This is a genomic window from Pseudomonas gozinkensis (assembly GCF_014863585.1).
GTDB lineage: Bacteria > Pseudomonadota > Gammaproteobacteria > Pseudomonadales > Pseudomonadaceae > Aquipseudomonas > Aquipseudomonas gozinkensis.
Genome location: NZ_CP062253.1, coordinates 5,253,034 through 5,266,058 on the forward strand (window position 1 = coordinate 5,253,034; position 13,025 = coordinate 5,266,058).

Consider the following 13,025-nt stretch of genomic DNA (forward strand, 5'->3'; position numbering starts at 1 on the left):
ACAGTCAGTCATCGCGAGCAAGCTCGCTCCCACAAAGTTATAAGTGTTCCCGGAGAGCGTGCCACATGTGGATTTTGTCGAAGTAGTCCTCGCCGACTCGCACCGCCATCGGCTCGAGGCCGAACTGGATGAAGCCGCAGCGCTGGTACAGATTGAACGCCGCGTCGTTGCCAGCGGTGACCGTCAGTTGAATGACTTTCAGCGCCGGATGCTGCTGCGCTTCACCCAGCACCGCTTCCATCAATTTCAGCCCCAACCCGCGCTGACGAAACTCAGCCGACACATACATGCCGAATACCGTTGCCTTGTGCCGGGCCTTCTCCCGAGGCTCGAACGCCAGGCCGACGATGCCCGCCAACCGGCCGTCGTCGAACGCGCCGAACAGCGCGTCGAGCTTGCTGGTCAGGCGTGATTCCCACCAGCTCAGCGGCATCACTGCACGTTCGCGCACACTGGAGGTGAACGCCTGCGGATGCCGGTCATAGGCTTCCAGCATCAATTCGCGATAGGCCAGCGCATGACTGGCGTCCAGCCGTTCGATCCACATGTTCAGGCGGCCTTGCGCTGTTCAAGCATCAGCCGCACCGCCAGACCACCCAGCACGAAGCCCATGAAATAACGCTGCGCCGCCAGCCAGGTCGGGTTGTTGACGAACCACGACGCGATACCCGCCGCGAACAACGCGATCAACAGGTTGACGCAGAAACTGACGCTGATCTGGGTCAGGCCGAGAATGATGCTTTGAGTGAACACAGAGCCGTGCTCTGGCGAAATGAATTGCGGAAATACCGAGAGGTAAAACACCGCAATTTTCGGGTTCAGCGCACTGGTGAGAAAGCCCATGGTGATCAGTTTGCGCGAGGAATCCGCCGGCAACTGCTGCGCCTCGAACGGCGAGCGGGCGCCGGGTTTCACCGCTTGCCAGGCCAGCCACAGCAGGTACAGAGCACCGGCCCACTTCAACACTTCATAGGCCATCGGCACGGCGAGAAACACTGCAGTCAACCCGGCGGCCGCCGCAAACAGATGCACGAAGAACCCCGCCACCACGCCAAGCAGCGAGGTCACCCCGGCGCGGCGCCCCTGACAGATCGACCGCGAGATCAAGTAGATCATGTTCGGCCCCGGTGTCAGGACCATCAGCAGTGCGGCGGCGGCAAAAATCAGCAGGTCTTGAAGCGGGATCATGACGAAGTCCTTTGCACGAATGATCAGGCGATCGCGGTCAGCGAGGCTCGATAAAACGGCAGGATCAGGTCACGTGTCAATGGGGCGAGAATCACATCGCCGTCGGTGGCCGGGTCGATCCAGATCACCTCTTCGATCTCGGCGGCCGGAGAGACTTCGGCGTCGATGGTCAGCTGAAAGATCTCGGCCTGCACGACGAATCCCGGCTCGTTGGCGGCTGGGGCCGAAAACTGGCCGAGAAAGCTCGCCTGCGCCGGATCGATCACCAGCCCCAGCTCTTCTTCCAGCTCACGGGCCAGCGCATGCACCGGCAGTTCATGGGCCTCGATCTTGCCGCCCGGTTGCATGAACGCCGTGGTGCCGCGCTTGCGCACCAGCAGGGTCTGGCCGTCGGGGTTGAGCAGCAATGCGGCGGCAATGCGAATGGCGGAATTATTTGTGGTCGACATGAACGGCAAGCCTTTGACTCAAAAACGGCAAGGATCACATGCCTGCCGTTTGTGAGCAAAGGCCAGGGTTTAAAGGTCTTTGCAACTCAGGTACTGCGCCTGCGGCAGGGTTTGAGAAAACCGGAGCCGACCGTCCGTACTCTTGAGCACAGCCTGGAAAGACATGCTGGTATAGCCGTTGAATACGACCGTTACCGTCAGGTCATCCAGTGCAGAGTCGCCTGAAGGTTTTTTCGAAACGATCGTCTGGCTCATTTTCCAGCGTCTAAACAGTTCATTTACACCGCGCCCCTCTGTGACAGTCGTCAACGCAGTTGCAGAACGCTCACCTTGCGCTCGATTGGCGTTTTGTCTGACAGGTTTGGCATTGTCGGAATACAGCTGCTGTTTAAGATCCAGCGTACAACTGATCGCCCCCAATCGAGTCAATGCGGATTTGTGGTTCACATCCGGCGTCGAGTCCAGCGAGTTGAAAACGACATCGAACGACGCTTGCGTTACAGGCAACTTCGTTTCTGCCGCCATTCGCGTCCATACGACAATCGGAGCAGCAAAACCGGGTGCGTTGATAACCACTGGCGGTCGGTCGATGAAGTCATTCTTCAACGCAGGATCCAGAGGAATTCTTTCCGGCTCAACCACGGCCTGAAAGGAGGGCTGAACGTCTTGAGGTAGACGCCAGAGCGACAGTAAAGGCGAATGTGTCGCAGGCTCTGCGTCTTCCAGTCGCTCCAGATCCTCGCGCGACCAACTCAATCCGGCCAGTGCCACGCCGCTACCCTCCTGCAAATGAATCAAGGACAGGGGATCATCGACCTCTTTGGCATCGACGACAAACCGCTGGGTACTACCCGACAGCCCATCCGCCAGTGGCTGTCGAATCACCAGTAATCGATCTTCATATCCTTTAGCGTCGGGGTTATCAACGATCAACCCTGACGCTGGATCCAGCTTCATTCCACGCACAAGAATCCAGGCATGCGTATCACGGCCCTGTGCGTCTTTCTCAAGAAGCAATTCGTTTTGCAAAAAACGATATCGATCCCTGATCCCGTGTTGAGCATTGAGCGCGTAGTCGTCAATGGTTGGATCACTGGCAAGGTCACTGCGCACCAGTTTGACCGTATGAACGCGAGTGGAGGAATCAGAGGCTTTGAAACCGGCCCAGTGCGCCAGCGAAACGAGCATCGGTCGCCCATCAACATTGGCCAGTCTGGCGATCGAGGAGCCCAGGTCGGGTGAACACTTCGCGGCAACCCAAGGCTGCGGGCAGGGTTTGAGAGAAAGCGAAAATTTGTTGCTTTCAAGTAAAGGGGAAAACTGCACCAGCCCTACTCGGGTATCGCTGAAAGAATTACGCGCCACGGCAATCATTGAAGACTGGCCGTTACCCAGCCATTCGGTGGTGGGCGCCGTAGCGATCAACTGCCCGGGATAGGGAACCGGATCGCTCAGCACTTCCAGCAAGCGTCGTGGGTCGCCGGGATCGACCCTCAACATTTTTGCTCGGACCGAGTTGCGAAGAAAGTGGTAGGCAATAACCCCCAGCTCACCCGAAGCGGCTTGCGCCTGATTGATGGCAAAGGCTCGGGCAACCACATAGTTGTCTGCTTTTTCAGGCATCGGGTCGTATTCGAAATACGTTGATTTTCCCGAGGCCCTGAAAGAGCCTGCGCCACCCAGAGAAACACCTAACAGCACCTTTTTCGCTTCAGTCTGGCAGTCGTCGTAAATCGGCTTCTCATTGCCGCGCGACTTGTTGATCTGGCGACACATACGAAATGCTGACGTCTGCAACGCGCGATCGCAGTCTGCCTGTGCATATCCGTAAGTGGCGTACCCATGGCGATAACACAAATCATGCATGACGCACGAAGGGCGAAAATGCAGACTGACACTCGCAGTCTGCTCCGGTGTTTCAAAAAGACTTTTGCCAATTTCGGGAATCGAGCAGTTCAATCCGCGACCCCGCCCCCCAAGAATGGCCTGGCTGATCGGGGACGACAGATATTGCTTGAAGGTCGGCGGTGCTTCTCGCTCAGGAGGGGGATCGAGATCGGGAAAGACTTTTTCCGCGACGTAATTCCCGATAGGTGCCGCGAACCAGCTGCAGCTCTGCACTAAAACGATAATGATCAAAAGAGCCAGCAAGAGCGCCACGCGCAGAGGCCGACGAAAGAGAGAGGCGACAAGTCCGCCCGAACCAGCCTGGTTTTTGGCAGTCATGGAAAATGCTCCGAGTAAGTCAATCCCTCTGCCGCAACGACTTACCAGACTTCACACATGGCCATATGGCAGTACTTCAGAAACAGCGTAGATCAAAGATTCAAGAGGTGCTGCGGGCCGATAAACGGCCCGCCCCCATGACCCCGTCGTCCTTCAAGCCGTTTCCTGAAAATCCATTTCCGGCGGCTGGCGACGGAACCCGCCGGTCAGCACCGCCAGATACACCACGCCAATCGCCAGCCAGCTCAGGCCCAGATACACCGCCAGGTGATCGAGGCTGACCATCAGCCACAAATCCGCCGCCAGACCAATGAACGGGAAGATCAGGAACAGGATCAGTTCGCGCAGGCCTTTTTTCTCACCACCGATCCAGTAGTGAAAAATCACCGACAGGTTGACCAGGCTGAACGCCAGGAACGCGCCGAAGTTGATGAACGAGGTGGAGGTGGTCACGTCGAGTTTCAACGCCAGCAAAGCCACCACCGCACACAGCAGGATGCTGTTGACCGGCGTACCGAAGCGCTCGTGCAAGGTGCCGAAGAACGACTTGGGCAGCACACCGTCACGGCCCATCGCGAACAACAGCCGCGAACCGCTGGCTTGTGCCGACAGGCCCGAGGCGAACTGACCGACGATCAGGCCGATCAGGAAGATCGAGACGAACAGATCACCGCCAATGTTGCGCGCAATTTCGTAGGCCGCCGAGTCGACGCTGTCGAACTGGAATGACGGATGGGCGATCTGTACGAAGTACGAGACGCCGACAAAAATCAGCCCGCCGATCAGGGTGATCAGCATGATTGCCCGAGGGATGGTGCGGCGTGGGTCGCGGGTTTCTTCGGTGAGGGTGCTGACCGCATCGAAACCGAGGAACGAGTAGCAGGCGATGGCGGCGCCGCTCATGATCAGCGGCATCTGCATGTCGCCGTTGAAGAACGGTTTGATCGACCACAGCGGCTGGCTGGCATCGCCGCCGACGTAATGCACGCACAGCGCAACGAAGGCGATCAGCACCAGAAATTGCACCAGCATCAGCAAGGCGTTGATGCCGTTGGCCAGTTTCAGACCGATGATGTTGATCGCGCTGGTGATGCCGATGAACGCCAGCACCCAGATCCACTGCGGGATCGACGGGAACGCCGAAGCCAGATACGCAGCGCCGATCAGCCAGATCGCCATCGGCAGAAACAGATAATCGAGCAGCACCGCCCAACCGGCGATGAAACCGAGTTTCGGGCTGATCGCCTTGCGCACGTAGCTGTAGGCCGACCCGGCCACCGGGAACGCAGCGGCCATGCGGCCATAACTCATGGCGGTGAAGAACATCGCTACCAGCGCCGCCAGATACGCGGCGGGCACCATGCCGGCGGTGGACTGGGCGAGGATGCCGAACGTGCCGAGGACAATGATCGGCGTCATGTAGGCGATGCCGAACAGCACCACCGACCCTAGCGAAAGGGTGCGTTGCAAACGAGCCATGGGCGACTTACTCCGGATTTTATTGGATTTATGGCAGAGGCCGAGTTCGGCGAATGTTTCGGGTGTTGCCTGTTTTTTTGTTCGACTTGATCGTTCCCAAGCTCCGCGTGGGAATGCCTCAATGGACGCTCCGCGTCCGCTCTTGGGACGCAGAGCGTCCCGGGCTGCATGCCCAAGCAGAGCGTGGGAACGATCGGATATCTTTGTGATCGTTCCCACGCTCCGCGTGGGAATGCCTCAATGGACGCTCCGCGTCCGCTCTTGGGACGCAGAGCGTCCCGGGCTGCCTGCCCAAGCAGAGCGTGGGAACGATCGGATATCTTTGTGATCGTTCCCACGCTCCGCGTGGGAATGCCTCAATGGACGCTCCGCGTCCGCTCTTGGGACGCAGAGCGTCCCGGGCTGCATTCCCACGCAGAGCGTGAGAACGATCGGGTACAACGGGTCAAGGGATCAGCAGCTCTCGTACTCCAGAAGCGTGTTCAACCACCTCCCCCGGCAACCTCAACCGCTGATCATCCAGATACCGATAGTCCTTGCGCGCCAACTCCAGCTGACCGAAATCCAGCTCGACACTGAACCGCCCCTCCTCACGCCCGGCCTCGAACAGCACCGTGCCCAGCGGATCCACCAGCGCACTGCCGCCGGCAAACATCAACCCGTCATCCCCGGCTTCCACACGGTTGACCATCAGCGCAAACGCCTGGTTTTCCTGGGCCCGGGCCATGATCGCGGTGCGGTGGGTCGGGCCGTACGGGTCCATGTTGCCGTTGGTCACGATCAGCAATTCGGCGCCCAGTTGCGCCAGGGCACGGGCGGATTCCGGAAACTCGATGTCGTAGCAGATCAGCAGACCGACCCGCACGCCGTTCCACAGGCAAGTCGCGTATCGATCGCCAGCCTCGAACACACCGCGATCCGACGCCCACAGATGAGTCTTGCGGTATTTCAGGGCGATGCCTTCGGGGGTAATCAGCAGCGTGGTGTTGTAGAAGCGGCCGTTGTCGTTCTCGGCCATGCCGATCACCACGGCGAGGTTGCGTTCACGGGCGGCGGCCTGGACCGCGCTGACGGTCGGGCCGTCTACCGGCTCGGCGATCTGCGCCACGGTGTCAGCGGTCGGGAAGCCCATCAGGTGGGTCTCGGGGAATACGATCAATTGCGTGTCGGCCGGGCACGCGGCAATTGCCGTCAGGGCGCGTTCGAGGTTGTACGCCGTGTCTTTGTCACGGCCCGCCAGTTGGGCGAGTTCGACTTTCATGGGTAGTCCTTGTTATGGGCGCCGGGCGCCGAAAGATTGCCCGGCGGCTGTCTGTGGGCCAGTATGCTTCGCATTCGACCGGCCAGGGAATTACGCGGCCGGGGTAACCCGATAGGGGTAGAGGCATGACTCTTTCGTTTGACGACATCACCTGGCACCGCGCCGTCGGGCAGTTGATCGACGCCCTCGACAAGCCGAATTTCTGGGCGCAACTGGTGCGTTTGCTCGACCAGTACGTGCCGTTCGATAGCTGGGTGGCGCTGCTGTTCAGCGCCGACCGCCACCCGCAGGTATTCGCTGAATGCCCCGGCGCGGATGGCAGTCCCGACCAGCTGTTTCAGGATTATCTGCGCGGGTTGTACCTGCTCGACCCGTTCTACATCGCCTGCCGCGAGCAGTCGCGCACCGGTCTGTATCGCCTGTCGGAGGTCGCGCCGGAGCATTTCGAACTGACCGAGTATTACCAGCGATACTTTCGTCTGAATGTGGTCGCCGACGAAATCCAGTTCAATTGCCAGCTCGAGGGCGACCGCACGCTGTGCCTGTCGCTGGGCAGCCAGCAACGCTTCAGCGGCGAGCAGATTGCCCTGCTGTCGCTGATCCAGCCGTGGGTGCTCGGCCTGTTGCGCCAGCGCCTGCCCTACGAAATCAATGAAATCGTCGCCCTCGCCCCGTCGCCGGCGCAACCGGACTGGCGGGTGCAGCTCGAAGCGTCGGTGCAACAACTCAAGGGCGCACAATTGACCGCCCGGGAACTGGACGTCGGGCGCCTGATGCTCAGCGGTTGCTCCAGTAAAGAAATCGCCCGTAAGCTGGAAATCTCTGTTGAAACCGTGAAAGTCCATAAGAAACACATCTACAGCAAGCTGGGAATCAAGTCCCAGTCGGAGCTGTTTTCGATCTTCCTGCAGGCGCAGAACGCCTGATACAGCGCTGTGAGCTTTTCTGTGGGAGCGAGCTTGCTCGCGAAAGGGCCGTCATAACCGACTTATACATTGACTGGCCCACCGCTATCGTCGGCACGCCGCCCGGAGCAAGCTCGCTCTCACAGGGTTCTGCGGCGCTGAACAATCCAAGTCCGAACCAAGGAAACCGTATGAGCCTGTCACTCCTGAGCCGCTACGCCTTCTTTGCCGTCTGCGTGATTTTCACCCTCGCCAGCCTGCCCTTTCTCGAACACGACTGGCTGTGGCCGATCACCGCCATTACCGGCGTATTGAGCCTGATCGGTCTGTTCGACCTGATGCAGAGCCCGCACGCGGTGCGCCGCAATTATCCGATCCTGGGCAACATCCGCTATCTGGTCGAAGGCATCCGCCCGGAGATCCGCCAGTACCTGCTGGAGTCCGACAGCGACGCCCTGCCCTTCTCCCGCGCCCAGCGTTCGCTGGTGTACTCGCGAGCGAAGAACGAAACCGCCGACAAACCTTTCGGCACCCTGATCGACGTCTATCAATCCGGTTTCGAATTCATCGGCCACTCGATGCGCCCGGCGCCGTTGAGCGACCCAAGCAGTTTTCGCGTCACCGTCGGCGGGCCGCAGTGCACCCAGCCGTACTCGGCGTCGGTGTTCAACATCTCGGCCATGAGCTTTGGCTCACTCAGCGCCAACGCGATCCGCGCGCTGAACCAGGGCGCGAAACTCGGCAACTTCGCCCACGACACCGGCGAAGGCAGCATCAGCCCCTATCACCGCGAACACGGCGGCGACCTGACCTGGGAACTGGGCAGCGGTTACTTCGGCTGCCGCACCAGCGACGGCCGCTTCGACCCGGAACGCTTCGCCGCCCAGGCGCAGACCCCGCAAGTGCGAATGATCGAAATCAAGATGAGCCAGGGCGCCAAACCCGGCCACGGCGGGATTCTGCCCAAGCACAAGGTCACCCAGGAAATCGCCGACACACGCGGCATCCTGATGGGCGAAGACTGCATCTCGCCGTCGCGCCACAGCGCGTTCTCCACGCCGATCGAGATGATGCATTTCATCCAGCAACTGCGTGAACTGTCCGGCGGCAAACCGGTGGGCTTCAAGTTCTGCCTCGGCCATCCGTGGGAGTTCATGGGCATCGCCAAGGCCATGCTGGAAACCGGCATCCTGCCGGACTTCATCGTGGTCGACGGCAAGGAAGGCGGCACCGGCGCCGCACCGGTGGAGTTCACCGACCACATCGGCGTACCGATGCGCGAAGGCCTGCTGTTCGTGCACAACACGCTGGTCGGTCTGAACCTGCGGGACAAGATCAAGCTCGGCGCCAGCGGCAAGATCGTCAGTGCCTTCGACATCGCCAGCGTCCTGGCCATCGGCGCCGACTGGGCCAACTCGGCGCGCGGTTTCATGTTTGCTATCGGCTGCATCCAGTCGCAAAGCTGCCACACCAACAAATGCCCGACCGGTGTCGCCACCCAGGACACCCTGCGCCAGCGCGCACTGGTGGTGCCGGACAAGGCCCAGCGGGTCTACAACTTCCATCGAAATACGCTCAAGGCCCTGGCGGAAATGCTCGCCGCCGCCGGCCTCGATCACCCGTCGCAACTGTCGGCCAAGCATCTGGTGCGGCGCATGTCGGCGACTGAAATCAAACTGTTCTCGCAGCTGCATGTGTTCCTGAAACCGGGGGAATTGCTCACCGGGGAAGTGAACGGCGAGTTTTATTCGCGGATGTGGCAGATGGCTAGGGCGGACAGTTTTGAGCCGGGGGACTCAATTTCTGCTTAGCCCGCATTGAGGCTTCAACCTCTTCCGATGCAGGCCTCGCATTAAATTCAAAGAGATGGGCGGCAATTTTGCCGCCCTGGATCGTGAGTGTTTGCGTCCAGTCATTTCCCAGTAACTTCTTCAAGTCAGACAAGGGCTTGACCGATATCCACCAGACCCTTGGGCAGGTGCACTTGAGTGACTCCACACGATCAAAATAAACATCTTTCGAGCTCTCTGAAATCAGTCGAAAACCGCCCCGCCCAGCCATTTTCAGGAACTCGCTCATTGGCGAGCCTACGTAATACTTCGGCTGAGTATCTCTAGTGCTGTAGTACGTGAATGGCAGGAACCAAAGCACATAATCAATCACTATCTGGTCGTCTGGCCGAACGTCCCGACTGATAGAGGTCGCCAGCGCCTCGATCCTGAAATCACGACGTAAATCAGTTCCGTTCATCTGATCTGACTGCCGGTAAACAGCTCCCACTCCGTACAACTGCGCAGCCACAAAAAGCATCAGCAACAACAACGACAATAAGCGTTGATCGTGTGCCCATTCATCAATCGCAGCCCCTACGATCATCGGTAATCCAATTGCCGCGAATACCAAATATCGTGGAATGAACAATGGGACGGCCAATGCCAGCAGATAGAGGGCTATTCCAGGAAAAAAGAAATAGCTCACTAGTAACCATCGGAAGTTTTTTTCTATGTAATCACTTGCTGTGATCTTTACGACACAGGCAACCGTCAATGCAAGGGGCAACAATTGCCACCACGAAGACAGCCCTCCTGCACCATCCAGAACCGTAAATTGCCAAACCAGACCCAGTGCACCTTGAAACGATACCGGTTCAATCCAACCCAGACCGCTCAGGTTGCCAAGTTGATCAACGAGTGCCGGAGCCCAAGGCAAGAAGAGCAGCACAATCATCGCGTTGGCCACTGCCCACCTCGCGAACGGGATGATTGTCCGGTTCACGGAATTCCGGCTTTTCCACCAAAACAGCCAATGCACCAATATGCACAATCCTGCGAAATAGTGGGTATAAAACGCGGCTGTCATCAACACCACATAAATAAGCGAAAACCGTTTTACCTCTGGCGTCTTTGTCCAGCAAACCAAAGCCACAGTTGCCCCAATCAGCCAGAACCCTAGCAAGGTATACATCCGTACTTCCTGGCTGTAGCGAACCGAAATCGGCAGCAACGACAACAGCAACGCAGCAATCCACGTCGCCCTTCGTGTGGTAATCAGGCTCATCAATTTGATACACAGCAGCAACGTTCCGACATCCGCCAGCGCACTCATTGCGCGGGCCGACAATGAGCTGTCGCCCCACACCATGACCCAGTAATGCAGCAAAACGTAATAAAGCGGGGGATGCACATCCAGCCCTGTCAGCGTCCAGATGCGCGTCGGAGTCTCTCGAGCGAGCAACAGACTGTAGGCCTCGTCATACCAGATACTCGGCACATCAATGGCGTAGAACCGCACGATCAGGGCAAGGGATACAGCCGCCAGAAGGGCCAGTCTGTCGATTCTCAAGGAAGTGAACCCGGCGGAGGCGGCAACACTCGCAAGGCTTTTCATGCCTGACGCCCGCGAAACAGCACAAACCGGAAAAAACAGTACCCCAGCAACAGGTCCAACAGCGAAAACACCGACACCGTCACCAGGCCCGGCAGACTCCGTGCATCGGCGATCAGTCCTGTGCCGTAGCTCAACGCCCCCATCACGCCGATAAACATCAGGTACGCCAGCACCGACGTTCCGGTTTCGAACGTGTAGAGCGCGTTCATGTAAAACGCGAAGGAGGCGGCGATGCAGAACGCAGCAAAGTTACTGGCCGCCTGGTCGAGCTGAACCGCGCTGGTCAGTACGAAAAAAACCTGCCAGTGGACCAGCGTTGCGGCAAGACCGATAGCCGTTTGTGCGGGAAATCCTTTCCAGAAGATCCTCATCGTGAATCCTTGCTGTCGCGGCAACGATCGGGTCTTTCACGCTAGGGCAAGGTGTGGGGGCGGTCTACTGTCAGAAGTTACAGGTCTGCGATGATTTTCGACCAACGGTTACCATTGCAATAACCGGCCGTGGGGTGGCTCCTTCATGACGATGAAGCCGTAATCACCGATCAGGTAGAGGCGGTAATAGAGGCTGTCCACCAAGGGTCGATAACCCATCAAACCGACACGGGTTGCGTTGCGTCGCTCGCGTTCGGCGACCACATTGGTAATGCCGGCCGAGGGCAGGTTTTCCGCGAGCATGAAGTAGTCGATGTTCAGCAGGTATGGCAGCACCGGCAACTGCTTGAACGTACCCACCGCCCCCGCCATCCAGCGGTCGGAGTACGTCACCGAGATATAAATCCGTTTGGCTTCGCGCAGTTCGCGACGGGATGAAATGTCGTGGCTCAGACTGTAGAGCGTACTGCTGGCAAAGGTTTTCTCCATCGTCAGCACCCGGCCATAAGCGAAGGACAGCGACAGCGTGGCCAGCAGCGGAATCGCCAACACCAGTGGCAACCGTTGATCCAGCGGCATCAACCCCAGCCAGGCCAGATAGAACAGCAACATCAGCAGCACGCCGAACCCCATCAGGGTGCGCGCGCCTTCGTTGAAATCGCGAAACAACAGCGTCATGCCCGGCACCAGCAGCACAATCAGCGGCAATGCCAGCAGGCAGCCGAAGCTCAGGAGCAAGCCATTGGCGCGGGACATGTTGCGCTCGCGAATCCGCCGTCCCAATTGCACACCGCCGAACACGGCACACAGCACCAGCGAAATAAAAACCACTGTGTAGCCGCCGTGAAACAGCAGCGCAACTTTCTCCATCACCCGACCGATATTGATGCCGATCTGCAGTAACGGATCAGCGCTCGCCTTCAGCAATTGCGTACGCCCGTGGTCAGTGAACGGATAGGCCGTGACGCTGTAGATCAATACCGCCAGCAGCCCTTGCGCCAGCCGCCAGCCCGACCGGTGCCAGAGTTCATCCCACGGCACTCGCCGATGAACATTGCGCAGCAAATCCAGGCAGCACAACCCGAGAAACACATTGAGGCTGATCTGATAGAGCCCGATCGCCAGCGCCAGCAATACCGACGGCACCAGCCATCGCTGAATGCGTGAAGCGCCGCAAAAAGTGATCGCGTAAATCACCGCCACCAGACTCAGGGCCATCCCGGCCCCGTCGTATTGATAGGACAGGTTCTGCAACAGGAACGGGTTGTACCAGAGTGGCAACGGCACCAGGCAGCAAGCCAGAGTCGGTTCGGGGAAATAGTGGAAGGTCAGCCGCTTCAGGGCAAAAGACATGGCCACCATGGCGAGTAACAGCGGCAGAGGAAAAATATTCGGCGCAGCGCCGCTGAAGGTCAGCGCCTGATACAGCCAGTCCATGAACAACCGCCCCTGCCCCGCCCAGGCGTTGCCGGCAGCGAGAGTGCGCCAGTTGTCGTCGATGTAGGGGAAGTCGGCGAGGATCAGCGGCAGGATGTACAGCAGCGTGGCGAGCAGGAAGAACAGCACGACCTGACGGCGGCCGAGTTCTCGTACGAGAAAATCGCGGATCCTCATACCTGCGCCTCTGTTCACTGCTGCGCGGGAAACATCGTAGATAAAGGTTGGAACATGACTCTGAATCAGAAGTCGTTTTTTGCGACGCTTTCAGACCAGCGGCTACACCCCTTGCACCCACGAAAAAGCCCCGGACTTTCGACCG

At 58.8% G+C, this 13,025-nt stretch carries 11 protein-coding genes; 2 read left to right on the forward strand and 9 right to left on the reverse strand.

All coding sequences use genetic code 11. The features are described 5' to 3' along the window. Positions 1-37: 37 nt before the first annotated feature. The 6 genes from IHQ43_RS23320 to IHQ43_RS23345 all read right to left on the reverse strand — a co-directional run bounded on the left by IHQ43_RS23320 (position 38) and on the right by IHQ43_RS23345 (position 6,603). Complete coding sequence (locus IHQ43_RS23320; protein ID WP_192562264.1) at positions 38-547, reverse strand: GNAT family N-acetyltransferase; 510 nt, start codon at positions 545-547, stop codon at positions 38-40. A 2-nt stretch (positions 548-549) separates the two neighbouring features. Next, on the reverse strand, positions 550-1,188 hold the full coding sequence (locus IHQ43_RS23325; RefSeq protein WP_102687195.1) for a LysE family translocator: 639 nt from the start codon (positions 1,186-1,188) through the stop codon (positions 550-552). 23 nt (positions 1,189-1,211) lie between these two features. Next, the gene (locus IHQ43_RS23330) at positions 1,212-1,637 is read right to left on the reverse strand and encodes an NUDIX hydrolase (RefSeq protein ID WP_192562265.1); all 426 of its coding nucleotides are present in this window, start codon (positions 1,635-1,637) and stop codon (positions 1,212-1,214) included. A gap of 69 nt (positions 1,638-1,706) precedes the next feature. Next, the gene (locus IHQ43_RS23335; RefSeq protein ID WP_192562266.1) at positions 1,707-3,863 is read right to left on the reverse strand and encodes a hypothetical protein; all 2,157 of its coding nucleotides are present in this window, start codon (positions 3,861-3,863) and stop codon (positions 1,707-1,709) included. Positions 3,864-4,016: 153 nt separating this feature from the next. After that, the gene (locus tag IHQ43_RS23340; RefSeq protein WP_192562267.1) at positions 4,017-5,342 is read right to left on the reverse strand and encodes an APC family permease; all 1,326 of its coding nucleotides are present in this window, start codon (positions 5,340-5,342) and stop codon (positions 4,017-4,019) included. A gap of 445 nt (positions 5,343-5,787) precedes the next feature. After that, entirely contained in the window at positions 5,788-6,603 is an 816-nt protein-coding gene (locus IHQ43_RS23345) for a carbon-nitrogen hydrolase family protein (RefSeq protein WP_192562268.1), read from the reverse strand. Positions 6,604-6,728: 125 nt separating this feature from the next. Here IHQ43_RS23345 and IHQ43_RS23350 point away from each other — a divergent pair, with 125 nt between their 5' ends. Next, on the forward strand, positions 6,729-7,529 hold the full coding sequence (locus tag IHQ43_RS23350) for a helix-turn-helix transcriptional regulator (protein WP_192562269.1): 801 nt from the start codon (positions 6,729-6,731) through the stop codon (positions 7,527-7,529). Positions 7,530-7,699: 170 nt separating this feature from the next. Next, a complete protein-coding gene (locus IHQ43_RS23355; protein WP_192562270.1) occupies positions 7,700-9,319 on the forward strand; it encodes an FMN-binding glutamate synthase family protein in 1,620 nt (539 codons plus the stop codon). Here IHQ43_RS23355 and IHQ43_RS23360 read toward each other — a convergent pair. From IHQ43_RS23360 to IHQ43_RS23370, 3 genes are all read right to left on the reverse strand, one after another. Then, positions 9,276-10,895 carry a glycosyltransferase family 39 protein gene (locus IHQ43_RS23360; RefSeq protein WP_192562271.1) on the reverse strand — a complete coding sequence of 540 codons (1,620 nt, stop codon included), beginning with the start codon at positions 10,893-10,895 and terminating at the stop codon, positions 9,276-9,278. The genes IHQ43_RS23355 and IHQ43_RS23360 overlap by 44 nt on opposite strands. Continuing rightward, positions 10,892-11,266: a GtrA family protein gene (locus IHQ43_RS23365; RefSeq protein WP_192562272.1), complete on the reverse strand. Its 375-nt coding sequence runs from the start codon at positions 11,264-11,266 to the stop codon at positions 10,892-10,894. Before IHQ43_RS23365 ends, IHQ43_RS23360 begins: the two co-directional genes overlap by 4 nt. Positions 11,267-11,374: 108 nt before the next feature. Further along, complete coding sequence (locus IHQ43_RS23370) at positions 11,375-12,880, reverse strand: glucosyltransferase domain-containing protein (protein WP_192562273.1); 1,506 nt, start codon at positions 12,878-12,880, stop codon at positions 11,375-11,377. Positions 12,881-13,025 lie beyond the last annotated feature (145 nt).

Excerpts from the sequence above, each read along its gene's own strand:
- IHQ43_RS23335 (WP_192562266.1), bottom strand. The coding sequence starts at position 3,863 with ATGACTGCCAAAAACCAGGCTGGTTCGGGCGGACTTGTCGCCTCTCTC.
- IHQ43_RS23350 (WP_192562269.1), top strand. The coding sequence starts at position 6,729 with ATGACTCTTTCGTTTGACGACATCACCTGGCACCGCGCCGTCGGGCAG.
- IHQ43_RS23365 (WP_192562272.1), bottom strand. The coding sequence starts at position 11,266 with ATGAGGATCTTCTGGAAAGGATTTCCCGCACAAACGGCTATCGGTCTT.
- IHQ43_RS23370 (WP_192562273.1), bottom strand. The coding sequence starts at position 12,880 with ATGAGGATCCGCGATTTTCTCGTACGAGAACTCGGCCGCCGTCAGGTC.
- IHQ43_RS23325 (WP_102687195.1), bottom strand. The coding sequence starts at position 1,188 with ATGATCCCGCTTCAAGACCTGCTGATTTTTGCCGCCGCCGCACTGCTG.
- IHQ43_RS23345 (WP_192562268.1), bottom strand. The coding sequence starts at position 6,603 with ATGAAAGTCGAACTCGCCCAACTGGCGGGCCGTGACAAAGACACGGCG.
- IHQ43_RS23355 (WP_192562270.1), top strand. The coding sequence starts at position 7,700 with ATGAGCCTGTCACTCCTGAGCCGCTACGCCTTCTTTGCCGTCTGCGTG.
- IHQ43_RS23320 (WP_192562264.1), bottom strand. The coding sequence starts at position 547 with ATGTGGATCGAACGGCTGGACGCCAGTCATGCGCTGGCCTATCGCGAA.
- IHQ43_RS23330 (WP_192562265.1), bottom strand. The coding sequence starts at position 1,637 with ATGTCGACCACAAATAATTCCGCCATTCGCATTGCCGCCGCATTGCTG.
- IHQ43_RS23340 (WP_192562267.1), bottom strand. The coding sequence starts at position 5,342 with ATGGCTCGTTTGCAACGCACCCTTTCGCTAGGGTCGGTGGTGCTGTTC.
- IHQ43_RS23360 (WP_192562271.1), bottom strand. The coding sequence starts at position 10,895 with ATGAAAAGCCTTGCGAGTGTTGCCGCCTCCGCCGGGTTCACTTCCTTG.